Here is a 21,870-nt window from a genome sequence, read left to right on the forward strand (position 1 = left end):
GCCCGGTCGACGCGCGCCTGGGTCTGGTCGAGGGCCTGGGCCGCCTGCGACAGCTGGGCGGCCTGCTGTTCCAGCCGCCCGGTGAGCACGGTGACGTCGCTCAGGACCTCGTGCGAGATCTCGCGCAGCGACGACACCTGGCCGCCGACCCGGTCGGTCGCCGAATTGGCCTGGTCCGCCAGGCCGGTCATCGTCGCATGGAAGGTGCTCAGGCGCTCGCTCAGGCCGCCCTCGATGCTGTCGAGCGAGCGGTGGGAGCTGTCGAGCGCCTGGGCCAGATCCTTGTTGGTGACTTCGAGGCGCTCCACCAGCGAGCCGATCTCGACGCGCAGGCGGTCGTTCATCGTGCTGAGCTCGCCGACGGCGCGGCCGGCCCGGGTCTCGATCGCGGCGGCCAGCGTGTCCGAGGACAATTCCAGGGAGGACGCCAGCTCGGCCCGCTTTTCGGCGAGGGCGGTGACGAGCTCGCCACCCTTCTCGCTGATCACGGACGCGATCTTGGTGCCGCGCTCCTCCAGCGAGTGCACGACCATCTGGCCGGCATCCGCCACCTCGTTGGTGATGGCGGTGCCGCGCAGGGAGATGGTCTGGACCAGCGCATTGCCGCGTTCGTCCAGGATCTGGGCGAGCTCGGTCGAACGGCTGCCGAGCACGGCGTTGATCTCCGCGGCGCGGTTGCCCAGCGTCAGGCCGACATCGGCGGACAGGCGCGACAGCGTCGCATCCACCTCGGCGGCGTTCTGCATCAGGCTCTCGGAGACGGACTGCACCTTCTCCTGCAGCGTCGCGGCGATCTGCGAGCCGCGCGTGTCGAGGGTGCGCGTCACCTCGGTCAGGCGGCCGATGACGTTGTCCTCGAAATGCGCGACGCGGGCGTCGAGCGTGTTGGCGACCTCCGTGGCGCGCGTGCCGAGGGCGCGGTTGATCTCGTCGACCTTCTCGGCCAGCGTGTCGGCGATGAACGAGCTTTTGCCGTCGAACTGGGCGGCGATCTCGATCGCCTTCGACGACAGCGTGTTGGCGATCAGCGTGCTCTTGGAGTCGAGCTGATCGGCGAGCGCGGCCGACTGGGCGACGATCCGGTCCGACAGCTGCAGGCTCCGGGTGCTGAGCAGCGTGGTGATGTCGTCGGCCTTGGCGGTGATCGAATCGGTGATCGCCGAGGAGCGGTTGTCGAGGAGGTCGGAGATCTCCTGCGCCTTGGCGTCGAGCGCCATCGTCACTTCCTTGCCGCCGTCGCCGAGCACGCGCGCCATTTCCAGCGTGCGGGCCGCCAGCGTCTCGTTGAGGGCGCGGGCGCGGGCGTCGAGACCCTGGTCGATGCGGCTGATCCGCCCGTCGAGGGAATCGGCGATCTCGACGGTCTTGGTCGAGAAGCGCTGGTCGAAGGACAGGAGCTTGTCGTCGAGCGTATCGGCGATCTCGCGCGACTTCATGCTGAAGTGCAGGTCGAACACCTGCAGCTTGTCGTCGAGCGCGACCGTGATCTCCCGCGACTTCGCGCCGAAGCGCTCGTCGAAGGCCGTGAGCCTGCCGTCGAGCGTCTCGGCGACGTCGCGCGACGTGCCGCCGAAGCGCTGGTCGAAGGCCTGCAGCCGCTGCTCCAGCGTCTCGGCGATCTCGCGCGAGCGGGTGCCGAAGCTGTCGTCGAAGGCCTGCATCTTGCCGATGAGCCCCTCGGAAATGCCGCGGGCCCGGACGTCGAAGCGGTCGTCGAAGGTCAGGAGCTTGGCTTCCAGGAGTTCGGCCAGTTCCTGCGCCTTGGCGCCGTAGCGCTGGTCGAAGGCCTGCAGCGTCTCCTCCAGCGAGTTGGTCACCTCGCGCGACTTCATGCCGACGCGCATGTCGAACCCATGCAGCTGGTCGGTCAGGGCCTGGATGATCTCGCGCGAGGTCGAGCCGACGCGGTCGTCGAAGCCCTGCAGCTTCTCGTCGAGCGTGTCGGCGATCTCGCGGGCCTTCGAGCCGACGCGGTCGTCGAGGCCCTTCAGCCGTTCGTCGAGGGTGCCGGCGATATCGCGCGACACCAGGCCGACGCGCGCGTCGAAGTCCTTCAGCTTCTCGTCGAAGGTGTCGGCGATGTCGCGCGACACCGAGCCGACGCGCAGGTCGAAGCCCTGCAGCTTGTCGGCCAGGGTCTGGGCGATGTCGCGCGATGTCGCGCCGACGCGGGCGTCGAAGGCCTGCAGCTTCTCGTCGAGCGTGTCGGTGATCTCGCGCGACCGGAAGCCGGCGCGATCGTCGAAGCCGAGCAGCTTCTCGTCGAGCGTGTCGGCGATCTCGCGCGAGCGTGCGCCGACCCGTTCGTCGAAGCTCTGCAGCCGCTCCTCCAGGGAGTCGGCGATCTCGCGCGAGCGGGTGCCGACGCGGTCGTCGAAGCCCTGCAGCTTCTCGTCGAGCGTGTCGGCGATGTCGCGCGACGTCGCGCCGACGCGGTCGTCGAAGCTCTGCAGCTTCTCGTCCAGGGTTTCGCCCAGGGTCTTGGAGCGCATGGCAAAGCGCACGTCGAAGCCGCGGAGCTTGTCGTCCAGCGACACGGTGATGTCGCGCGAGGCCGTGGCGACGCGCTCATCGAAGCCGCGCAGCCTTTCGTCGAGCGATTCGGCGATGGTGCGGGACGTCGCGCCGAAGCGCTCGTCGAAGCCTTGCAGCTTGCTGTCCAGCGTATCGGCGATCTCGCCGGACCGCGAGCCGACGCGCTCGTCGAAGCTCCTCAGTTTCTCGTCGAGCGTCTCGGCGATCTCGCGCGAGCGGGCGCCGACGCTGTCGTCGAAGCTCTGCAGCTTCTCGTTCAGCGCATCGGCGATCTCGCGCGAGCGGGTGCCGACGCGGTCGTCGAAGCCCTGCAGCCTGTCGTCGAGGGTGTCGGCGATGTCGCGTGAGGTCGAGCCGACCCGCTCCTCCAGGCGCCGCAGCTTGTCGTCGAGCGTGTCTGCGATGTCGCGCGACTTGGCCCCGAAGTTCTGGTCGAAGCTGAAGAGCTTGCTCTCCAGCGCGTCCGTGGTCGAGGTGATCTGGTTGTCGATGCGCTCGACCAGCGAGCTGCCATGCACCTTGATCGTGCTCTCGAAGCCGAGCAGGCGCTGGGCGATGTCGTCGCCGAGCGTCTTGGTGTCCTCGCCGATGCGGCCGGCGAGGGCCGCGGCCCGCACGTCCACCACGTGCTCCAGCGAAGCGATGCGCTCGTCCAGGGCCTTGGTGGCGTTGCCGACGCGATTGGCCAGCGCCTCCTCGAACGACCGCAACTGGTCGTCGAGCGTCGAATGGACGGAGGTGGCGTCGGCCTGGAACCGGCTCTCGAAGGCGCTGAGCCGTTCGGAGATCGTGCTCTGCACCACCTCGGTGTTGGCGGCGACATGCGCCTCCAGCGTGGTCAGGCGCTGGTCGAGGGCCTGCTGCAGCGTCGAGGCCGCCGTGGTGAAGCGGGTGTCGAAGGCGCCGAAGCGCTGGTCGAACGCCGCCTGCACCGACGAGGCGTTGCCGGTGAAGCTCGATTCGAAGGTCGAGAGGCGCTGCTCCATCCCCGACTGGGCGTTGGCGACATGGTCGGCAAAGCGCGTCTCGAAGGAGGAGAAGTGCTGGTCGATGTCGGCATGCGCCGTGGTCGAGACCGAGGCGAAGCGGTCTTCGAACGAGAGGAGCCGCTGCTCCAGCGAGGCGTTGGCGGCGGTGACATTGTCGGCGAAGCGCCGCTCGAACGAGCCGAAGCGCTGGTCGAGGCTGCCCTGGGTCGAGGCCGACAGGCTGGCGAGGTTCTGCTCGAACGCGGCGAGGCGGGCGTCGAGGCTGCCCTGCGTCGTCGTGGCCATCGAGGAGAACCGTTCCTCGAAGGCGGCGAGGCGCTCGTCGAGGTCGTTGTGGGCGCTGCCCGAGATCGCGGCGAAGCGCTCCTCGAACGCGCCGAGGCGCTGGTCGATGTTGGCGTGCACGGCGGCCGTCTTGCCGACGAGGCGCTCGTCGAAATCCGCCAGGCTGCTTTCCAGGGCGAGACGGACCGCGTCCGCCTTCTTGGCGTTGCGGGCCTGCAGGGCCGAGAGCTGCTCGTCGAGCTTGGCGTGCAGCTCGTTGGCGGCATCGGCGCTGCGCTGCTCGTAGGCCGCGAGCTTGTCGGCCAGCGCCTTGGCGAGGACGCCGGTCTGGGCGTCGACCGTGGTCTCCAGGCGCAGCACTCCGGTGTTGATCTGCGTCACGGCGCCCTGGGTCCGGTCCTCGATCACCTTGGCGAGCGACTCGCCCGAGGCGGTGAGGGCCGTGACCGCGTCGCGGCCGGCATGCGCCAGCAGGGTGGCGAGCGCATTGCCTTCCTTGACGAAGACCGAGCCGATGATCTCGGACGCCGCGGCGACCGCGGCCTGGGTGTCGGCGGCGCGGGTCTCGATGGCGTTGACCACCGACTGTCCGGTCTCCGACAGGCGCTGCTCGATCTCGCCGCCGCTGACCACGATCGTCTGGTGGATGCGGTCGCTGGTGGTGGCCAGCCGGTCGGCGAGGTCGCCGCCGCGGGTGGTGATGATCTCGGCGATGCGCGTCGCCGCCTCGTCGAGCTTGCCGGTGACGTTGGTGCCGCGGGTCTGCAGGTCCGCCAGCAGGGCGTCGCCGGTGTTGCGCAGCGTGTTGTTGACCTCGGCGACGCTGGAGGCGATCTGCTCGACCATGTTGGAGCCGGTGTCGCGGATCGAGCCCGTGACCAGCTCCGACCCCTCGCCGAAGGCCTGGGTCAGCGACTCGCCGGTGCGGATCAGCGTTTCGTTGACCGTGGTGCCGCGCTCGACGATGTCGGCGATGATGCGCTCGCTGTTCTCGGTCAGGGCCGCGTTGAGCGCCTTGGCGCGCTCCGACATGGTCGAGGTGATCTCGTTGGCGCGAGCGCCGAAGGTCTCGCCGAGGCTGTCGGCGGTGGTGGTGAGGGTCTGCGTGATCTCGCCGACGCGCCGGTTCAGCGCCTCGGTGACCAGGCTGGACGAACTCGACAGCGAGCCGTTGACCTGGTCGGCGGTGGCGGCCATGCGCTCGATCAGCGCCGAGCCGCGCTCGCCCATGGCCTCGACCATCTCGCCGCCGACCTTGCCGAGCTCGTTGGTGATCTCGCGGCCCTGATCGCTGAAGGAGCGCATCACCTGGGAGCCGGCTTCGGACACTTCGGTGGTGATGCGCCCGGCCACGGTGCCGAGCGCCAGGGTCAGGTCCTCATGCGCGACGACGATGGCGGAGCGGACCCGCTCGGCGTTGTTGACGATGGCCTCGCGCTGCGACGTCAGATCCTCGACGAGGGAGCGGATGCGCAGCTCGTTCTCCGAATAGGAGCGCTCGAGCAGCGACACCTCGTTGTGCACCATGATTTCCAGCTCGCTGGCGCGGGCGAGGGCGCGGTCGATGCCGTCGCCCATGGCGGCGACCTCGCGGCGGATCGCCTGGCCGACGGAGACGACGCCGTCGGACGCGACGCTCTCCGGCTCGGCGAGGCGGAACGCGACCTGGGTCATGGAGCGGGCGGCGTAGCGCATCTCCTGCGCCCGCCAGACCAGCGAGGCCATGGCGAAGAAGAAGAAGGGCGGCAGGATCACCGCCACCAGCGTCGCGATCATGGCCGGATTGGCGCGATAGGTGGCGATGTCGAGGAAGGCGTGGCCCGGCAGGTTGAACAGCAGCGCCACGGCGGCGATGCCGGCGGCGAGCCAGAGCAGCGAGAGGAAGACCGCCACCATGTAGGGCGTGCGCGGCGGCCGGCGCTGCAGGGCGTAGAGAAGCTGGCCGACGCTCTCCCGATCGTCATTGGCCGGCGAGCGCTTCGCGCCCAGCCCCGGCTGGCCGCGCTGCTCATCGGTCCGCGTCTGCTCGTCCGCCGGCCGAAGCAGGGGCGCGTCGAGCGTGAAGCCGTCCTCGACGCTTGGGAGGCCGGGCCGACTGCCGTCGTCTGACTTGTCGGGTGACGAAGCTCCGAGATTGAGAGCTTCCTCGATCGCAGACAGGGCAGCGTCCGCCGGATCCTGCGCCTTGGACTTGTTCGCCATCACTTGCCTCACGCTACTCGTTCGCAACCGTCCGCGTTCTTCTTCACCCGACGCGGTCCGGCGACGCTACTGTCCGCACCGCCTCGGCCGAAGCGACGCGCGACGGATCCCGGGCTGACCGACCCGGGACGGATATGCCGCAGCAAAATCGTACAGGCCTGCAACGGGAATGAAAACCGCTATTGCGGCTTTCCCTCAGCTATCGTTAACGTCTTCTTTACCATCTTGTCGACGGCGAAAAATGCGCTTTTTCGCGAGTCTCGGCTGATTCGCGGCCTCGAATGGGCCGTCAACCATGATCGGGGGTTCCTGCCGCGGTCTCATGGTGCGCGGGCCTTGCCCGGACTAGACTTCCGGGACCGGCGCTGGGCCGGGCAGGGGGCGGACCGGCCATGGGCATGTCATCACCGTCCAAGGGCAGGATTGCGCGGCAGGACGGGCTGGATGTCGGCCATCTCGCCCGCCAGACCATGGGCGATGCCGGGCTCGAGCGCGAACTCCTGCGGCTGTTCTCGCACCACGCCGCCGTCCTGATGCGGCGGATCGAGGTCGGGCCCGCGAGCGAGCGCCTGGTGGCGGCGCACACGCTGAAGGGCTCGGCGCGGGCGATCGGCGCCTGGGCCGTGGCGGATGCCGCCGCCGCGGCCGAAGCGGCGGGCGCCAGCCTCGACCGGCTGCGCTGCGCTCTCGACCAGGCGGATGCGGCGATCGGGGCGCGGCTGGCGCAAGGGCCGGGCCGGCCCTGATTTCGCTTCGCCGCGACCGGACGCGGCGTCCTCGCGCTGGATCAGCGCTTCGCCTCTCTGTATAGACCCGTTCCAGATGGGACAGGGTGCAGCGATGCCGAAGATAACGTTCAAGGAGCATGACGGAACCGCGCGCACGGTCGAGGCCGAAAACGGTGCGACCGTGATGGAGACTGCGATCCGCAACGCGATTCCCGGCATCCTCGCCGAGTGCGGCGGCGCCTGTGCCTGCGCCACCTGCCATGTCTATGTCGACGAGGCCTTCATGGCCGTCGTCGGCGATCCCGAGCCCATGGAGGAGGACATGCTCGATTTCGCCTACGACGTCCGGCCGACTTCGCGCCTGTCCTGCCAGATCCGGGTGAGCGACGCCCTGGAGGGCCTGGTCGTGACCACGCCCGAGAAGCAGGCATGACGCCGCGCCTGTCGGTCCGGGTCGAGCGCTGGCCCATCGCGGGCGCCTTCACCATTGCGCGCGGCAGCCGGACCGAGGCGGTCGTCGTCGTCGCCCGCATCGAGGCGGACGGCGCGGCGGGGCAGGGCGAATGCGTGCCCTATGCCCGCTATGGCGAGACGGTCGATGGCGTCGTCGCCGCCATCGAGGCCATGGCCGGCGCGGTGGCGGCCGGGCTCGACCGCCGGGCGCTGCAGGCGGCGATGCCGGCCGGCGCGGCGCGCAACGCGCTCGACTGCGCCTTCTGGGACCTGGAGGCCAAGCAGGCCGGCCAGCCGGCCTGGCGCCTCGCCGGCCTGCCCGAGCCGAGGCCTCTGGTCACGGCCTATACCCTGTCCCTGGGCGAGCCGGCGGCGATGGGCGAAGCGGCTGCGAAGGCGGCGCATCGCCCGCTGCTCAAGGTCAAGCTCGGCACGGCCGACGATGCCGCGCGCATCGCCGCGGTCCGGGCCAACGCCCCGGACGCCCGCCTGATCATCGATGCCAACGAGGGATGGCGCGCCGAGACGCTCGAGCGCAACATGGCGGCCTGCGCCGAGGCCGGCGTCGAGCTGATCGAGCAGCCGCTGCCGGCCGCCGAGGACGCGGCGCTTGCCGGCATGGCGCGGCCGGTGCCGGTCTGCGCCGACGAATCCCTGCACGACCGTGCCGGGCTCTCCGGCCTCGCCGGCCGCTACGACGCCATCAACATCAAGCTCGACAAGGCCGGCGGCCTCACCGAGGCGCTGGCGCTGGCCGAGGCTGCCGCCGGGCTCGGCCTCGAGCTGATGGCCGGCTGCATGGTCGGCACCTCCCTCGCCATGGCGCCGGCCATGCTGGTCGCCCAGCGGGCGGCCGTGGTCGATCTCGACGGACCGTTGCTGCTGGCCCGCGACCGTGAGCCGGGCCTGCGCTACGAGGGCAGCACCGCCTTTCCGCCTCAGCCGGATCTGTGGGGCTGAGCGGAGCGGTCCCGGTTCAGGCGGCGACGGTGCCGCCGCGCCGCTCCAGGGTCCAGGCCGCCAGCGTCAGCCCGAGCCCGATCACCGCCACGCCCGCCATGGCGAAATAGCCGTGCGCGCCGTAGCTTTCGTAGAGCCGCCCGGCCAGGGCCGCGCCGCCGGCGAGACCGGCGCCGACCGCCGCGGCGAACACCCCCTGGCGCGCCGCCCGGCCGCGCTCGTAGCGCGCCAGCCAGCCCATGCTGCCGAGATGCACCGCGGCGAAGGTGAAGGCGTGCATGGCCTGAAGCGCCCCGATCGCCATGCCGGAGCCCGGCTCCAGGCCCATCAGCGTCCAGCGCAGCACGCCGGCGACGCCGCCGATCGCCACCATCGCATAGGGGCCGAGGCGGCCGGCGACATTGCCGGCGAACAGGAACAGCATGATTTCCGTGAACGAGCCGACGGCCCAGAGCCCGCCGATCTCCACATTGGTGAAGCCGGCCTTCTGCCAGATCAGCGTGCCGAAGCTGTAGAGGAAGGAATGTGCGCCCTGCAGGCAGGCGGCGCCGGCCACGAAGAGGGCGAAGCGCAGGCGCGGCGGCGCCTCGCCCGCCTCGCTCCCCTGCCGTCTCCTCCAGGGACCCTTGCGGTCGTCCGGCAAGGTCAGGCCGGTCAGGACGGTCAGCGCCGCCAGCACGGCGATGATCGGCGGCACCGTCTCGATCGGCAGGGTGGTCAGGGCCTTGCCGGCGGCGACCGCGGCCAGCAGCCAGAACAGCGAGCCCCATTGCCGGATGCGGCCATAGTCATGGCCGTGGGCAGCGACGCCGTCGAGCACGATCACGTCCAGCAGCGGCACGGTCGGCGCCTGTAGGCCCGAGGCGACAACCAGCATCAGCGCCAGCGGCCAGAAGCCGTGCGTGAAGGACAGGCCGGCGTAGCCCAGCGTCATGCCGCAGGCCATGACCAGGAAGGTGCGCCGTGGCCCGAGCGCGCCGTCACCGATGCGGGCGAAGGGCGCCGAGGCGAACACCCGCATCAGGGTCGGAATGGCGAGCAGCAGCCCGATCTCGCCGGCGTCGAAGCCGCGGCTGGCGAGCCACACCGGGAAGAACGGCAGGTAGACGCCCTGGCCTGAGAGCAGCAGGGCATAGGTCGCGCTGGCCGCCCAGGCGGCATGGCGGGACGCTCGGCGATCCGAGGGAATGGAGAGGGTCATCGCAGGCGGGGAGAACGCGCAAGACGAATTTGGAGAGGGGCGGCCGCGGGTCCATAGTCGGCGAACATCGGATCGCCGCCCTGCGATTCGACCCATTCTGCATACGCCTGCCGCCGGAGCCATTTCAAGCGAAGCTGGATCGTTTCGCGCCCGGCTTCGCCGAGGGGCGGTGGAGCCGCGGAGCCTTCGAGCGGGACCATGTCGACCGAGCCTGCCAAGCGCCTGAGCGATGAAGACTACGCCGCCATCGAATCCGCGGTGATGGAGACCGCGCGCGGGCGGTGGTTCCTCGCCGAATATGCCCGGCGCAACCGCAACGCCGATACGCACGAGGTGATCGGAGCGATCGGCCGGCTGGAAAAGGCGGTCGAGGAGAGCCGGGCGGCGGACCAGGCCGAGCACGTGCGCTTCGACCTCATCGACATGGCCGGCGCCATCGCCCGCACCAAGGCCGAGATCGCCGCCGTCAAGCCGGAGGGGCAGGGGGGGCGCATCGACGAGGCGACCATCGAGCTCGACGCCATCGTCAGGTCGACGGAGACCGCGACCGGCGACATCCTGGCTGCGGCCGAGCACCTGCAGGAGATCGCCTGGACCCTGCGCGAGGCGGGCATGCAGACCGCGGCCTGCGACATCATCGAGCAGCGCGCCGCCGACATCTACACCGCCTGCTCGTTCCAGGACATCACAGGCCAGCGCATCCGCAAGGTCATCCAGGTGATGCGCTATCTGGAGGATCGGCTCAATGCCATGATCCGAATCTGGGGCGCCGCGGATCATCCGCCGCCGCTCGACATGCGCGGCGCGGGGGAGGCCGTCGTCCACGGACCGTCCCTGCCGGGACAGGGCATGGAGCAGAGCGACGTCGACGCGATCTGGGAGATGGATGTGACGCCGGCTCCCGTGGCCGAGCCGCCGCCTCTGGCCGTGCGGCCGCCGCTTCCCGTGACATCGCCGGCGCCCGCCATTGCGCCGCTGCCCCTGGCCGTCGAGCCGGGACCGTTCCCGGTGGCCGAGTCTGCGCCGCTGCCCCTGGCCGGACTGCCGCCGCCGGCACCCCTGGCCGTGGACCGGCCGCCGTCCAGCGACGCCTCGCTCGCCGCGCTGGTGGCCAAACTGCTTCCGTTGCGAGCGCCGGAGCGGCCGGCGCAGATCGAGGCGCCCGCCGCAATGGCCGAGCCGCCGCCCCTGGCCGTCCAGCCGCCTCCTCCCGTGGTGTCGCCGGCGCCCGCCGCGCCGCTGCCCGTCGGGCCGGGACCGCTCCCGGCGGCCGAGCCTGCTCCGCTGCCCGTGGACGAACCGCTGCCGCCGGCACCCCTGGCCGTGGAGCGGCCGCCGTCCAGCGACGCCTCGCTCGCCGCGCTGGTGGCCGAACTGCTTCCGTTGCGAGCGCCGGAGCGGCCTGCGCAGATCGAGGCGCCCGCCGCAATGGCCGAGCCGCCGCCCCTGGCCATCCAGCCGCCGCTTCAGGTGGCCGAGCCTGCGCCGTTGCCCGTGGCCGAACCGCTGCGGGCGCCCCCGGTCGTGCAGCGGTCGCCGTCCATCGACGCCTCCTTCGCCGCGCTGGCGGTGGAACTGCGTCCGTCGCGAGCGCCGGAGCGGTTTGCGCAGATCGAACCGCCGCCTGCGCCGGCCGAGCCCGCTCCGGCCCTGGCGTTCGAGCTGCGGCCCTCCCTCGCCGCCGAGTCGTTTTCCGTGTCGCCGCGGGCCGGAGGCGTCGCGGATGCCGCTCTCCCCGAGCCGCCTGCTTCGCCTTTCGCCGCGCCGGTGCGGCCGAGGCCGCCGATCCGCGCCGGCGAGGAGGCGCGCCCCGCCGCGGCGTCCCGCCCGGCACCGCCGCGTGTCGTGACGCTGGCGGAGATCGAGGCCCTGCCGTTCGAGGAGCGCGCGGCGCTGTTCAGCTGAGGAGACGCCGGCGGGGCGCGTCAGGGAGCCGGCGCCAGGCCCGGCGCAACACGGCCTTGCGACGCGTCAGATCTTCGAAGCGGCCCAGGCCACGATCTCGCGCAGCACGGTCTGCATCGCCTGGTCGAGTGCGGTGGTCGCCTGCGGGCCGGCGGTGCCCGCGGCGGGGACCGAGGCGTCGAACAGGTTGGCGGCGACGATCCGGCCGGTGCTTTCGCTGACGATCTTGGCCGAGATCGAGACAACAGCGGTCGCCCCGGCGCCGGTCCGGATCTCGAAGGCCCGGATCTCGGTCACCAGCGTCGCGTCCGCCGCCAGCTTGTCGGAGGGGCGGCCGACGGAGCCGATGCGATGGGCATTCTCGAAGGTCTCGAGCAAACGCGTCTGTACCAGGCTCGGCAGGCGGTCGGCCCATTGCGCCGCCGGCAGGTAGGTGACCTGGCCGTTGCCGGTGCGCACGAGGATACGGTCGCTGTCCAGGGCCTGCAGCGCGGTCGGCTCGGCGATCACCAGCTGGGAGCGGCCGGGGCGGGCGGGCTTGACCATCTCGGGCGCGGTGAGATCGAAGGTCTGGGGCGGGGAAGACAGGCTGCCGCAGGCGGCGAGCGGCACGGCCGCCAGCAGCGAGCCGGCCAGCCAGAGGGTACGCGACGCCGACACCATGCTCATTGCCCCTTGTAGTCCGGGATGTTCGACTTCGGGCCGAGGAGCAGCTGCTGCGGGTTGCGCTGCAGGTTGTTGAGCGTGCGCTGGATGTCGCGCAGCGTCTTCTGCCCGTCGGTGGCGAGGTTGCGATAATCGCGCAGGCCGGCTCCCGTGAACTGGTTGAGGTTCTTCGACAGCTCCGCCGTGCGCGCGTCGAGGTTCTGCGCCAGGACACGGATCGACCGGGCCGTCTCGCTGATCTCGGCGAACATGCCCTTGCCTTCCGGGCTGGCCGTCATGCTTTCGATATTCTTCATCACCACGTCGAGCCGGTCGGCGGTGGCGTTCAGCTTCTTGCCGACATCGCTGGCGTCGGCGATGAAGCCCTGCACTTTCTGGGTCGAGTCGCCGAGCGTCTGCGCGAACTTGTCGACATTGGTCAGGACGCGGTCGACCTTGGCGGCATCGACCGCGTCGGCGACACGGCTGATGCCGTCGAAGGTGGCGTTGAGCTTCGGTGTCATGGCGGCGAGGTCGGCCGAGAGCTTGCGCGCGTCCTTGATGAAGCCGTCGATCTCGCCGGCATTGGCGCCGATGGCCGCCGCGACCTTCTGGACGTTGTCGATGGTGCTGCCGACCTTCTCGCTGTCGACGGCGCCCACCACCTTCTGGATCGAGTCGAGGCTGGCCTCCAGCTTGGGCGCCATGGCGTTGAGCTTGCCGGCGAGGGCGGAGGCATCGACGGCGAAGGTGCCGAGCGGCCCCTTCGCGTCGGCCAGGGCCTTGGAGAAGCTCTCGATATTGGCGATGGCGCTCTCGGCCTTCTTGGCATCGAAGGCCGCGGCGAAGCCCTTGAGCTTGTCGGACGCCTCGGTGACGTTGGTGACGACCTGGTCGACCTTGGCCGGGTCGACGGCCTTGATCAGGGCCTGGACGTCGCCGGTCATGCCGTTGAGGCTGTCGGCCAGCGTGCCGATCTGCTTGGCCGCATCGCCGGTTCGCTGCAGGAAACTCGCCACCGCGCCGGAGTTGTCGGCGAGCGCCTGGGTGAAAGTGCGGACATTGCCGACGGTGGCGGTGAGCTCGCCTTCGTTCTTGCGGAAGAAATCGTCGAGCCGGGTGAGGGTCTGCGCCGCCTGGTTGATCGTGTCGCGCGCGCCGTCGACCAGGTTCTGCAGCTCCGAGCGTTCGGCGTAGATGGTGGCGACATCCTTGTCCGGCGGCGGCTCCAGCGGCGGCGCGCTCGACGAGCCGCCATAGAGCTGGATATAGGCGCCGCCCGTCAGTCCCTGGAACTCCATGCGCGCCCGCGTGTCGACCTTGACCGGCGTCGTTTCCTTGACCGTGATGCGGCCGACCACGCGCGAGGGATCCTCGGGCATGAGGTCGAGGCTGTCGACCTGGCCGACGCGGATGCCGTTGAACAGCACGCTCGAGCCGACGGTCAGGCCGCTGATCGAGCCGGAGAACACCACCTCGTAACGGGTGACCTTGACGCCTTCGGCAAGGCGGGCGAACCAGACGACGAAGCCGAGCGCCGCGGCGACGACCGCCAGGGTGAACAGGCCGATCAGGGCGTTGTTGGCGCGCGTCTCCAAGGCTCAGCCCCTGTCGCTGCCGCGCGCGGCGCGGGCGCGCTGGCCGTGGAAATAGGCGCGGAGCCAGGGGTGATTCGAGGCGAGCATGGTCTCCATCGGGCCTTCGGCTATGACGCGGCCCCCGCCGACGGCTGCGATTCGGTCGCAGATGGCATTGAGGCTGTCGAGGTCATGGGTCACCATATAGACGGTGAGCCCGAGTGTCTGTCGCAAGGTTGCAATAAGCTCGTCGAATTCACCCGCGCCGATCGGGTCGAGACCGGCTGTCGGCTCGTCGAGAAAGACCAGATCCGGGTCGAGCGCCAGTGCTCGCGCCAGTGCGGCGCGCTTGATCATGCCGCCCGACAACTCTGACGGGAACTTGTCGCCGGCATCCGGCTTGAGTCCGACCAGCGCGATCTTCAGCATCGCCATTTCTTCGAGCAGGCGCGGCGAGAGATCGAGATATTCACGCATCGGCACCTGGATGTTCTGCTTCACCGTCAGCGAGGAGAACAGCGCGCCCTGCTGGAACAGCACGCCCCAGCGCCGTGCGATCTCCTGGCGCCGGCGCGCATCCAGCTTGAAATAGTCCTGGCCGAACACCTCGATCTTGCCGCCGAGCAGCGGCGCCAGCCCGATGATGGTGCGCATCAGCACCGACTTGCCGGTGCCGGAAGCGCCGACCACGCCGAGGATCTCGCCGCGATAGACGTCGAGGTCGAGCCCGTCGAGGATCAGCGGCCCGCCGAAGCCGACCTCGACGCCACGGGCGGAGATCACGACGTCGCGCCCGGTGTCCTTCGCCTCGGGCATCAATACTTCACCGCCGCGAAGAACATGGCGAACAGGCCGTCGACGACGATCACCGTGAAGATCGCCTTGACCACCGAGGCGGTGGTCTGCCGGCCGAGCGACTCGGCCGAGCCGCGCACCTTCATGCCCTCGATGCAGCCGATCAGGCCGATCATCAGCGCCATCACCGGCGCCTTGATCAGGCCGACGAAGAAGGTGTTGAGGCCGATCGCATCGCGCAGGCGCTCCAGGAAGGTCACCGGCGTGACGCCGCCATAGCCCCAGGACACCAGGGCGCCGCCGAACAGGCCGGCGATCGAGGCGATGAAGGTCAGCAGCGGCAGCCCGATCACCAGCGCGATGATCCGCGGCAGGATCAGCACTTCCATGGGATCGAGGCCCATGACGCGCATGGCGTCGATCTCCTCGCGCATCTTCATCGAGCCGATCTCGGCGGTGATCGCCGAGCCGGAGCGCCCGGCCACCATGATCGAGGCGAGCAGCAGGCCGACCTCGCGCAGCATCAGGATGCCGAGCAGGTCGACCACGAACAGCGTGGCGCCGAAGCGGTCGAGCTGAAAGATCGTCTGCTGGGCCACGATGCAGCCGACGAGGAAGGTGATCAGGGCGATGATCGGCACGCCGCGGAACACCATCAGGTCCATCTGGGTGATGATCGCCGGCCAGCGCAGCCGCGCCCGGCCCGTGAAGAGATGGCCGGTGGTGACGACCAGCTCGCCGAGAAAGGCGGTGAGACCGATGATGTCGTCGCCGACGCCGCGCATCACCTTGCCGATATCGACCAGCACATCGATGAAGGCGCTGGTCGGGGGGGGGGCCGGCAGCGGCTGGCAGGCCGTCTCGGCGATCTCGTCGATCAGGACGCGCTGCGCCGGGTCCGCCGTCTTCAGCTCGATGGCGGCCCCACTCTTGGCCAGGTTGCCGCGCAGCTCGCCCAGCAGCTTGGCGCCGAGCGTGTCCAGGCGCGTCACTCCGGTGATGTCCATGTCGACATGCGCGGCGCCGCCGGTCTTGCCGGCGGCGTCCCGGGTGATCTGCTCCAGCCGCGGCGCTTCGCGCGCGACCCATTCGCCGCTGGCGCGCAGGCGCAGCGTCGAGCCTTCCGTGGCCAGGCTGAGGGTCGTCTGGTCGGTCATGCCGCCCCTTGGTCCGACGTGCCGCAAGGGACGACCTCCCGGAAGGGGGATCGCGGGCCGGCCGGGGAGTCGGCCCTTGCAGCAGAATCACGGTCAGTCATACTGCCCTCACTTCATAAAGGCGAAGGCGCGGGACGCAATCTCCTCCATGCAGATCGAAAAGCCCTATCTGATGTTCATCGGCGACGTGCAGGACCAGCTCGCCGCCAAGACGGCCGCCGGCATCGTCGACTGGCGGCGCGACTGGTGTGTCGGGCAGTTGCGCCTGCCCGGGTGCAAGGCCGATCTGGGGCTGGAGGACATCGGCATCGCCGAAGCTCTGGCGCGCGGCGCCAGGACCATGGTGGTCGGCGTGGTCAATGCCGGCGGCGTGCTGCCGGATCATTGGGTTCGCACCATCGTCGCGGCGATCGAGGCCGGCATGGATGTCGCCTCCGGCCTGCACAAGCGCCTGGCGGATGTGCCGGAGATCGACGAGGCGGCGCGGCGCCATGGCCGCCGGCTGCACGATGTCCGCATTCCCGCGCAGGGCTTCGCCACCGGCAAGGGCACGAAGCGGCCGGGCCTGCGGCTGCTCGCGGTCGGCACCGACTGCTCGGTCGGCAAGAAATATGCGGCGCTGGCGCTGGAAAGGGAGATGCGGGCCCAGGGCTTCGACGCGGATTTCCGCGCCACCGGGCAGACGGGCATCCTTATCTCCGGCCGCGGCGTCGCCGTCGACGCCGTGGTGGCGGATTTCATTTCCGGCGCGGCCGAATGGCTGACGCCCGCGGCCGACCCGCGCCATTGGGACGTGGTGGAAGGGCAGGGCAGCCTGTTCCACCCCTCCTTTGCCGGCGTGACGCTCGGCCTGCTGCACGGGGTGCAGCCGGACGCTTTCGTGGTCTGCCACGAGCCGACGCGCCGGACCATGCGCGGCGTCGAGCATCCGCTCCCGACCATCCGCCAGGTGATCGACATGACCATCGCCTGCGGCCGGTTGACCAACCCGGCCATCCGGTGCGTCGGCATCTGCATCAACACCCAGGCGCTCGATGAGGCGGCGGCGAGGACCTACCTTGCCGAGGTCGCCGCCGCCGAGGATCTGCCGGCGACGGACCCCGTACGCTTCGGCACCGCCGTGATCGTGCAGCGGCTGAAGACGGTCTTCGGCTAAAGCGTCTTGCGATTTGAGGGCATCGCGTCAAGTCGCAAAGACGCGTCGAAACAAGGCGTTAGAGCAAAGAGCGTTTCCGCCGAAACGCGCTTTGCTCCAGCCGGGGCCAGGGCACGCCTGGCCTTAAGTGGAGGCGTCCGGCGCCTGCCGTTCCATCGCCCGCATGGCGGCGATGAAATCCGGACCGCAGCTGAGCTTCGCGGCGGCCGGGTCTTCGGGAGCGACGACGCGCCAGAACGGCGTGATCTCGGCCGGCTTGCGGCCCTCCGCCAGGTCTTCGAGCGCGGCTTCGGCGACGATGCGCAGGCAGATGCCCGCCGTCACCGGGCAGGTGGCGCCGGCCTCGCCGGCGGCCGCCAGCGCCGCGCGCATTTCGGCGGCGGTGCGCGTCTGGCCCCGCGGGATGGCCGCCACGAAGTCGCGCAGGAGCGGCGGGTCCGGGATCAGGAGCGGCGTGCCGGCGGGAACCCCGGCGAAGGGCTTGTCGAGCCGGGTGATGCGCGGCGGCCCGGCGCTTTGCATCCGCGCGCGCCAGCTCGTCGGTCGTGCCATCAGGTCCTCCCCATCTCCCGGCGCAGGCGTCCCGGCATCCTCAACCCTTGAGCGGCATGCATAGCACGGTCAGCAGCTCCGCCGGCGGCACCTCGCGCGGATCGTTGAGATACTCCTCGAAGCACGGATCGCCGCCTGGCTCCTGGCCCGAGGTCGGCAGCCAGTTGCGATAGAGATAGGCATAGGCGACGTCGAGGTCGGCATAGGGCCCCTTGTGGGTGATGCGAGCCACCCGCCCGCCGGCGACGGTGAGCCAGCGCATGCCGGGGCCGAGCCCGGTGCCTTCCGGCAGCGTCACGCAGGCCTCGGCGCGCAGTGCCGTGCGCGGCACGCTGTCGGGATCGTCGTAGTAGACGCCGATCATCCGGGTCGACGGGCCGAGGAGGCCTCTCGGGCCGAGCCAGGCGAACAGGCCCTCGAAGGTCCGGCCGATCGCCTGATAGTCGCCGATATGCTCGGTTGCCGCGACGCGCAGCGGCGGCACGATCTCGACGGTGACCTCGTAATGGACAGGGGTGCGCAGCGGCACGGCGCCCGATCGGTTCATGGCAGCATCTCCAGGCTTGGGGTGAGCCGGACGCAGGGCATGGCCGCGCCGCCGCCAGGCCGCCGGCGGCGTGCCGTAGGCCGACGAGAAGCTGCGCGTGAACGCTGCGACCGAGCCGTAGCCGGCCCGGCTCGCCACCCGCGCCAGCGGCAGCTCGTTGCGGGTGAGCTCGACCGCCGCCCGGTGCAGGCGCAGCCGCCGGACCGTGTCCTGCACGGTCTCGCCGGTCACGCCGACGAACACCCGGTGGAAGTGCCAGGGCGAGAAGCAGGCGATCCCGGCCAGTCGATCGAGGGTCAGCACCTCGTCGAGGTGGTCGGCGATATGGGCGATCACCCGTTCGATGCGGGCGGCGTAGGCGAGGCTCGTGTCGTGTCGCGTCATGTCCCGTCTCCGGATGACCCGGACGCTAGCGCCGGCGGCTTGATCGAGGTTGCGAAGATGCGCGACGGCGAGCTCGGCGACGGTACCGGAATAGTCCGGGTCTTTCGCCGCATCGACCGCATCCCGCCGGCAGGCTATAGCGCTATGGCGTAATGCCCATCGTCTCGCTTCGTCCTCATTGCCGGATTGCATCATGTCCGAGACCATCAAGACCGACGCACTGATCATCGGCGCCGGCCCCGTCGGCCTGTTCGCCGTGTTCGAGCTCGGGCTTCTCGACATCAAGGCGCATGTCGTCGACATCCTCGACAAGATCGGCGGCCAGTGCGCCGAGCTCTATCCGGAAAAGCCGATCTACGACATTCCCGGCTTCCCCTCGATCTCCGGCCAGGGCCTGGTCGACAACCTCTTGAAGCAGATCGAGCCGTTCCACCCCACCTTCCATCTCTCGCGCATGGTGGAGCGGATCGAGCGCCTGGGCGATGCCCTGTTCCGGATCACGACCGATGCGGGCGACGTGTTCGAGACCAAGGTGGTGATCATCGCCGCCGGCGGCGGCTCGTTCCAGCCCAAGAAGCCGCCGATCGAGGGCATCGACGCCTATGAGAACACCTCGGTGTTCTATGCCGTCCGGCAGATGGAGGCGTTCCGCGACCGCTCGATCCTGATCGTCGGCGGCGGCGATTCGGCGCTGGACTGGACGCTGAACCTGTTCCCGCTGGCCAGGCGCATCACGCTGCTGCATCGGCGCGATGTCTTCCGCGCCGCGCCGCATTCGGTGGAGCAGATGCGCAAGCTCGTGGCCGAGGGCCGCATGGACCTCAAGCTCGGCCAGGTGATCGGCCTGGAAGGCGAGGGCGGCCGGCTCGCCGGCGCCGTCATCCGCGAGGAGAACGGCACCGTCTCGACGCTGCCGGTCGATACCTTGCTGCCCTTCTTCGGGCTGACCATGCGGCTCGGCCCCGTCTCCGATTGGAACCTCGACCTGCATGACGGCCAGCTCGTCACCGTCTCCACGGAGACTTTCGAGACCTCGCAGCCCGGCATCTTCGCCGTCGGCGACATCAACTGGTATCCGGGCAAGCTCAAGCTCATCCTGTCGGGCTTCCACGAGGCGGCCCTGATGGCGCAGAAGGCGCATCGCTACATCTACCCGGACAAGCGCCTGACCTTCCAGTACACCACCTCCTCCTCGAGCCTGCAGCGCAAGCTCGGCGTCGCCTGACGGCCTGCCGCCGTCCGGGGTCGCGCCTTCGTGACCGGCGCCGCGTTGTCGCGGCGGCGGCCGGGGGTCTATCCTGATCCCGAACGCCGCCGGCGGCGGCAGGCATGCGGGAGGCTCGGATGGACCAGCGCTACATCGATCTCTTCGACAGTTTCACCCATGGCGGCATGAACCGCCGCGATTTCCTCGACCGGCTGGCCGCCATGGCCGGCGGCGCCGCTGCGGCCAGCGCCCTGCTCTCGGCATTGCAGAACGACTATGCCCGGGCCGGGACCGTGGCCGAGACCGATGCGCGCATCGTCACCGAGACGATCGCCGTGCCCGGCGGCCCGGCCGGGCTTTCGGGCTATCTCGTGCGGCCCAAGGCGGAGGGCCGGCGCGGCGGCGTGCTGGTGATCCACGAAAACCGCGGCCTCAACCCGCATATCCGCGACGTGACCCGGCGCGTGGCGCTGGAGGGCTTCACGGCTCTCGGCCTCGACTATCTCAGCCCGCTCGGCGGCACGCCGGCGGACGAGGACAAGGCGCGCGACATGATCGGCACCCTCGAGCCGGCCGACATCGTCGCCTCCTCCAAGGCCGCGGCGGCCGCGCTGCGGACCATGCCGGGCGGCACGGGCAAGGTCGGGGCGGTCGGCTTCTGCTGGGGCGGCGGCGCGGTGAACCAGCTGGCCGTGAACGATCCCCGGCTCGACGCGGGCGTCGCCTACTACGGCGCCCAGCCCACGCCCGAGCAGGTGGCGGCGATCAAGGCGCCGCTGATGCTGCATTATGCCGGGCTGGACCAGCGCATCAATGCCGGCATTCCGGCCTTCGAGGCGGCGCTGAAGGCCGACAACAAGGCCTATCAGCTGTTCATGTACGAAGGCGCCAACCACGCCTTCAACAACGACACCAACCCGGCTCGCTACGACAAGGCGGCGGCGGACCTGGCCTGGGGCCGCACGATCGGGTTCTTCAAGGCGAACCTCGGCCAAGCAGCGTCTCGTGGCTCAAACTTGCACATATAGGCACGCCGCCGGAGGCCTCTTGCCCGCCGGCAGCCTCGGGGAAGCGGCGGCCGGGCTGCCGTCGCGGAACATTTTCCTTGGCGCCAGCGTTGGTTCGACAAGTTTCGCCCGGTGTCTGCGAAAGGGCGTATAATGTTTGGAGGGGCGGGGAGTGGTGCCGTCGGCGCCAGCGGCCCGCACGATGACATCAGGAGGCGGACCATGTTCCACTCGATTGTCGTTCCCGTAGACCTTGCCGAAATCGAGTTGGCGCGCCCGGCGATCGAGCGCGCAACCCAGCTCGTGCGCGAGTCGGGCGGGCGTATCACGCTCGTCAACGTGGTGCCGGTGATGCCGGTGATGATGATGGACACGGTGCCGGTCAGCTACGAAGCCGAGGTCGCCGAGAAGGCCAAGGCGAGCCTGGCCGAGCTTGCCGACGCGGTCGACCTGCCGGCCGGCCAGTGCGCGGCGCTGGTGCGGATCGGCGGCGTCCAGCACGAGGTCCTGGCCGTCGCCAAGGAAGTGGCGGCGGACCTGGTGCTGGTCGGCTCGCACGAGCCGCATCTGTCGACCTATCTGCTCGGCTCGAACGCCACGGCGATCGTGCGCCACGCCCATTGCTCGGTGCTCGTGCTGCGCGAGCGGCCGGACCATGTCTCGGCCCACGAGATCCCGGCGGCCATGACCGCGGCGCAGGCGGGCACGCCGATCGGCTGAGAGGCGCGGCGCCGCGGTCCGCGCCCCTCGGACTTGCCGGGCTCCGGTCTATCTGCCGGCGGCCCAGGCGGCGAGTTGGCGCCAGAGCGGCGCATAGCCCTTCCAGTCGACGAAGGCAGGCGGCGCCCAGTGGGGGGCGCAATCCGAGGTGAAGGCGACGGACCGGCCCTTGCCGTGGCGGCCGGCGACGATCAGCGGGTCGCCGCCGACCGTGGCGACGACCGTGCCGTCGGCCTTGGGCGCGACGCGGTTGTAGCCGAGCAGGTGCGGCCAGTCCGCCCCGAGCCCCGCGACGATCGGGTGCGCGGTGTCGGCGACCGCCGGCGTGACGCCCTGCGGGCATTCGACGCGGTCGTCGCCCGTCGACAGCGTCACCGGCAGGATCTCCTCGATTGCCGTCCCCGCATACTGGCCCTTGGCTTCGATGCCCTGGAAGGTGAGATAGCCGCCGATCATGGCAAAGCCGCCGCCGGCGGCGACATAGTCGCGTATGGCATGCAGCCTGTTGGGCAGCACCACGGACCGGAAGAAGGTGTCGGGGTGCAGCAGGAGCGTGTTGGCGCCGACATCGCTCAGCATCACGCAGTCATACTGGGCGAGGGCCTTCGCCTCGGTGGGAAAGTCGCGCGCCGCGACATGGGCGGGCTGGTAGTCGACCTGCCAGCCGCCGCTTTCCAGAGCCTGGCGCAGCCAGTGGATGCCCTCCGAATATTCGGTCGTGGTGAAGCAGTCGAAGCCCTTCTGGTGGATGCTGTGCACGGTCCAGGATTCGCCGGCGATCAGGACGCGGGGTTTCGAGGTCATCGCATATCTCCCGGGATGATGGGGCGCTGCCTCGCGCCCGAAAGCAACGCCGCACGCTAGG

The 21,870-nt window shown here is 70.1% G+C and carries 17 protein-coding genes; 8 read left to right on the plus strand and 9 right to left on the minus strand.

The window, feature by feature from the left end; genetic code table 11:
* Positions 1-6,011, minus strand: a 6,011-nt coding sequence (locus tag AC27L4_RS18715) for an apolipoprotein A-IV repeat region-like domain-containing protein (protein WP_487143840.1), incomplete at its 3' end; no start/stop codon positions are given.
* A 392-nt stretch (positions 6,012-6,403) separates the two neighbouring features.
* On the opposite strand from AC27L4_RS18715, the gene AC27L4_RS18720 reads away from it, so the two are divergent.
* From AC27L4_RS18720 to dgcA, 3 genes are all read left to right on the plus strand, one after another.
* Positions 6,404-6,757 (plus strand): Hpt domain-containing protein, encoded by a 354-nt coding sequence (locus AC27L4_RS18720; RefSeq protein WP_487143841.1) that lies wholly within the window; start codon positions 6,404-6,406, stop codon positions 6,755-6,757.
* Between the two features lie 94 nt (positions 6,758-6,851).
* Positions 6,852-7,172, plus strand: coding sequence for a 2Fe-2S iron-sulfur cluster-binding protein (locus tag AC27L4_RS18725; RefSeq protein ID WP_487143843.1), 321 nt, complete (start codon positions 6,852-6,854; stop codon positions 7,170-7,172).
* Positions 7,169-8,152 (plus strand): N-acetyl-D-Glu racemase DgcA, encoded by a 984-nt coding sequence (gene dgcA, locus AC27L4_RS18730; protein WP_487143845.1) that lies wholly within the window; start codon positions 7,169-7,171, stop codon positions 8,150-8,152. The genes AC27L4_RS18725 and dgcA overlap by 4 nt, the downstream gene beginning before the upstream one ends.
* A 16-nt stretch (positions 8,153-8,168) precedes the next feature.
* Here dgcA and AC27L4_RS18735 read toward each other — a convergent pair whose 3' ends face one another.
* On the minus strand, positions 8,169-9,353 hold the full coding sequence (locus AC27L4_RS18735) for an MFS transporter (protein WP_487143846.1): 1,185 nt from the start codon (positions 9,351-9,353) through the stop codon (positions 8,169-8,171).
* Positions 9,354-9,551: 198 nt separating this feature from the next.
* Between AC27L4_RS18735 and AC27L4_RS18740 the strand changes: the two genes are divergently transcribed.
* Complete coding sequence (locus AC27L4_RS18740; protein WP_487143847.1) at positions 9,552-11,258, plus strand: hypothetical protein; 1,707 nt, start codon at positions 9,552-9,554, stop codon at positions 11,256-11,258.
* A gap of 66 nt (positions 11,259-11,324) precedes the next feature.
* Here AC27L4_RS18740 and AC27L4_RS18745 read toward each other — a convergent pair whose 3' ends face one another.
* From AC27L4_RS18745 to AC27L4_RS18760, 4 genes are read right to left on the minus strand one after another with little or no spacing between them, the layout of a single operon-like run.
* Positions 11,325-11,921 carry an ABC-type transport auxiliary lipoprotein family protein gene (locus AC27L4_RS18745; RefSeq protein WP_487143848.1) on the minus strand — a complete coding sequence of 199 codons (597 nt, stop codon included), beginning with the start codon at positions 11,919-11,921 and terminating at the stop codon, positions 11,325-11,327.
* Between the two features lie 2 nt (positions 11,922-11,923).
* A complete protein-coding gene (locus tag AC27L4_RS18750) occupies positions 11,924-13,501 on the minus strand; it encodes an MlaD family protein (protein WP_487143850.1) in 1,578 nt (525 codons plus the stop codon).
* Between the two features lie 3 nt (positions 13,502-13,504).
* A complete protein-coding gene (locus AC27L4_RS18755; protein WP_487143851.1) occupies positions 13,505-14,296 on the minus strand; it encodes an ABC transporter ATP-binding protein in 792 nt (263 codons plus the stop codon).
* Positions 14,296-15,432, minus strand: a complete 1,137-nt coding sequence (locus AC27L4_RS18760) for an MlaE family ABC transporter permease (protein WP_487143852.1) — start codon at positions 15,430-15,432, stop codon at positions 14,296-14,298. Before AC27L4_RS18760 ends, AC27L4_RS18755 begins: the two co-directional genes overlap by 1 nt.
* A 148-nt stretch (positions 15,433-15,580) precedes the next feature.
* Between AC27L4_RS18760 and dgcN the strand changes: the two genes are divergently transcribed.
* Entirely contained in the window at positions 15,581-16,588 is a 1,008-nt protein-coding gene (gene dgcN / locus AC27L4_RS18765) for an N-acetyltransferase DgcN (protein ID WP_487143854.1), read from the plus strand.
* Positions 16,589-16,711: 123 nt separating this feature from the next.
* Here dgcN and AC27L4_RS18770 read toward each other — a convergent pair whose 3' ends face one another.
* Entirely contained in the window at positions 16,712-17,140 is a 429-nt protein-coding gene (locus tag AC27L4_RS18770) for a hypothetical protein (RefSeq protein ID WP_487143856.1), read from the minus strand.
* Positions 17,141-17,180: 40 nt separating this feature from the next.
* Entirely contained in the window at positions 17,181-18,071 is an 891-nt protein-coding gene (locus AC27L4_RS18775; RefSeq protein ID WP_487143857.1) for an AraC family transcriptional regulator, read from the minus strand.
* Between the two features lie 193 nt (positions 18,072-18,264).
* On the opposite strand from AC27L4_RS18775, the gene AC27L4_RS18780 reads away from it, so the two are divergent.
* The 3 genes from AC27L4_RS18780 (at position 18,265) to AC27L4_RS18790 (ending at position 21,005) form a co-directional block, all read left to right on the plus strand.
* The gene (locus AC27L4_RS18780; RefSeq protein WP_487143858.1) at positions 18,265-19,296 is read left to right on the plus strand and encodes an NAD(P)/FAD-dependent oxidoreductase; all 1,032 of its coding nucleotides are present in this window, start codon (positions 18,265-18,267) and stop codon (positions 19,294-19,296) included.
* A 119-nt stretch (positions 19,297-19,415) separates the two neighbouring features.
* Positions 19,416-20,306 (plus strand): dienelactone hydrolase family protein, encoded by an 891-nt coding sequence (locus tag AC27L4_RS18785; protein ID WP_487143860.1) that lies wholly within the window; start codon positions 19,416-19,418, stop codon positions 20,304-20,306.
* 201 nt (positions 20,307-20,507) lie between these two features.
* A complete protein-coding gene (locus tag AC27L4_RS18790; RefSeq protein ID WP_487143861.1) occupies positions 20,508-21,005 on the plus strand; it encodes a universal stress protein in 498 nt (165 codons plus the stop codon).
* A 48-nt stretch (positions 21,006-21,053) separates the two neighbouring features.
* Here AC27L4_RS18790 and AC27L4_RS18795 read toward each other — a convergent pair whose 3' ends face one another.
* Entirely contained in the window at positions 21,054-21,809 is a 756-nt protein-coding gene (locus tag AC27L4_RS18795; protein WP_487143863.1) for a glutamine amidotransferase, read from the minus strand.
* Between the last annotated feature and the right edge of the window lie 61 nt (positions 21,810-21,870).

Source organism: Labrys sp. Lb11 (assembly GCF_057554225.1).

Bases quoted from the DNA above. Each gene is read 5' to 3' on its own strand.
- AC27L4_RS18720 (WP_487143841.1), top strand. From the start codon at position 6,404: ATGGGCATGTCATCACCGTCCAAGGGCAGGATTGCGCGGCAGGACGGG.
- AC27L4_RS18725 (WP_487143843.1), top strand. From the start codon at position 6,852: ATGCCGAAGATAACGTTCAAGGAGCATGACGGAACCGCGCGCACGGTC.
- dgcA (WP_487143845.1), top strand. From the start codon at position 7,169: ATGACGCCGCGCCTGTCGGTCCGGGTCGAGCGCTGGCCCATCGCGGGC.
- AC27L4_RS18735 (WP_487143846.1), bottom strand. From the start codon at position 9,353: ATGACCCTCTCCATTCCCTCGGATCGCCGAGCGTCCCGCCATGCCGCC.
- AC27L4_RS18740 (WP_487143847.1), top strand. From the start codon at position 9,552: ATGTCGACCGAGCCTGCCAAGCGCCTGAGCGATGAAGACTACGCCGCC.
- AC27L4_RS18745 (WP_487143848.1), bottom strand. From the start codon at position 11,921: ATGGTGTCGGCGTCGCGTACCCTCTGGCTGGCCGGCTCGCTGCTGGCG.
- AC27L4_RS18755 (WP_487143851.1), bottom strand. From the start codon at position 14,296: ATGCCCGAGGCGAAGGACACCGGGCGCGACGTCGTGATCTCCGCCCGT.
- AC27L4_RS18760 (WP_487143852.1), bottom strand. From the start codon at position 15,432: ATGACCGACCAGACGACCCTCAGCCTGGCCACGGAAGGCTCGACGCTG.
- dgcN (WP_487143854.1), top strand. From the start codon at position 15,581: ATGCAGATCGAAAAGCCCTATCTGATGTTCATCGGCGACGTGCAGGAC.
- AC27L4_RS18770 (WP_487143856.1), bottom strand. From the start codon at position 17,140: ATGGCACGACCGACGAGCTGGCGCGCGCGGATGCAAAGCGCCGGGCCG.
- AC27L4_RS18775 (WP_487143857.1), bottom strand. From the start codon at position 18,071: ATGACGCGACACGACACGAGCCTCGCCTACGCCGCCCGCATCGAACGG.
- AC27L4_RS18780 (WP_487143858.1), top strand. From the start codon at position 18,265: ATGTCCGAGACCATCAAGACCGACGCACTGATCATCGGCGCCGGCCCC.
- AC27L4_RS18785 (WP_487143860.1), top strand. From the start codon at position 19,416: ATGGACCAGCGCTACATCGATCTCTTCGACAGTTTCACCCATGGCGGC.
- AC27L4_RS18790 (WP_487143861.1), top strand. From the start codon at position 20,508: ATGTTCCACTCGATTGTCGTTCCCGTAGACCTTGCCGAAATCGAGTTG.
- AC27L4_RS18795 (WP_487143863.1), bottom strand. From the start codon at position 21,809: ATGACCTCGAAACCCCGCGTCCTGATCGCCGGCGAATCCTGGACCGTG.